This window comes from Escherichia sp. AM3, assembly GCF_032029835.1.
In the GTDB taxonomy this organism is placed as follows: domain Bacteria; phylum Pseudomonadota; class Gammaproteobacteria; order Enterobacterales; family Enterobacteriaceae; genus Escherichia; species Escherichia coli.
This window is the reverse complement of record NZ_JAVUPQ010000407.1, coordinates 1-891: the sequence shown is the minus strand read 5'-3', so window position 1 is coordinate 891 and position 891 is coordinate 1. Positions and strand designations below refer to the sequence as shown.

Here is an 891-nt window from a genome sequence, read left to right as displayed (position 1 = left end):
CTTTGGTTCAGAGAATGCGTTTGACCGCCTCGCTATATACTTCCGAGCGTTCTCTTTTCCCAACAGAAATCACGAAAACGACAACTTTCTCGTCTATAACCTGGTATACAAGGCGATAGCCTGAAGACCGGAGCTTAATCTTGTAACAATCAGGCATACCACGGAGCTTGTTTGCTTCAATCCGGGGTGACTCAAGTACTTCAACCAGCTTCTTTTTCAACTGTTCACGTACCGTCGAGCCCAGCTTTCGCCATTCCTTTAGTGCCCGCTCGTCAAAATCCAGAAAATACGCCATCAGAGTTCATCCAGCGTCACACGTACTGGCTTAGGATTACGAAGCCGTTCTTTCACTATCTCCACAAGTTCAGCATCTTCATCACTCAGGAGTGTCTGTTTGAACGGCAAGCGTTCATTGTCAGCGATATACTCGAGCATGAGACGAAGCGCTTCAGAAGGAGTTACACCCATTTTTTCAAGCGCGGCGTAAGAACGCGCTTTAAGTTCATCGTCAATACGCAGGTTAATGCTACCCATGTCTTACACCTCTTGTAATTACAAATGTCATTACAAGTATCGCACTACAACATGCTTAGGGCAAGTCACGAAGGAAGTCAGAAAGTAGTCGTAAGAACGGTGATCACTGTCCGCTTTGTGCCAGGAGCAGCCATTGCTAAGTCCATCCTGTATTGTGCAGGTCAGCTCGTTTTTAAAGAGTCCGGCCATCATCTTACTGGTACAGACACCATATACTTTGTGACGGTCAGGCTACATATGCACAACTCAACTTATTCATCTATTTTTTGCTTTAGCATGTCAGTGTTGCTTTCTCGTCGGCGGGTGAGCGGTGACCTGACCTGTCGATAAAGGAACGTAACACGTTTTATGCAACAC

Annotated in this window: 3 protein-coding genes; 1 reads left to right on the top strand and 2 read right to left on the bottom strand. The window is 46.1% G+C overall.

Features of this window, described 5'->3' with window-relative positions; all coding sequences use genetic code 11:
• Positions 1 to 7 precede the first annotated feature (7 nt).
• Positions 8 to 295, bottom strand: coding sequence for a type II toxin-antitoxin system mRNA interferase RelE (gene relE / locus RTW80_RS26220; protein WP_000323025.1), 288 nt, complete (start codon positions 293 to 295; stop codon positions 8 to 10).
• Positions 295 to 534 carry a type II toxin-antitoxin system antitoxin RelB gene (relB, locus tag RTW80_RS26215; protein WP_000534858.1) on the bottom strand — a complete coding sequence of 80 codons (240 nt, stop codon included), beginning with the start codon at positions 532 to 534 and terminating at the stop codon, positions 295 to 297. Before relB ends, relE begins: the two co-directional genes overlap by 1 nt.
• 24 nt (positions 535 to 558) lie before the next feature.
• Here relB and ydfV point away from each other — a divergent pair, with 24 nt between their 5' ends.
• Complete coding sequence (gene ydfV, locus RTW80_RS26210) at positions 559 to 864, top strand: protein YdfV (protein ID WP_001326990.1); 306 nt, start codon at positions 559 to 561, stop codon at positions 862 to 864.
• The last annotated feature ends 27 nt before the right edge of the window (positions 865 to 891 follow it).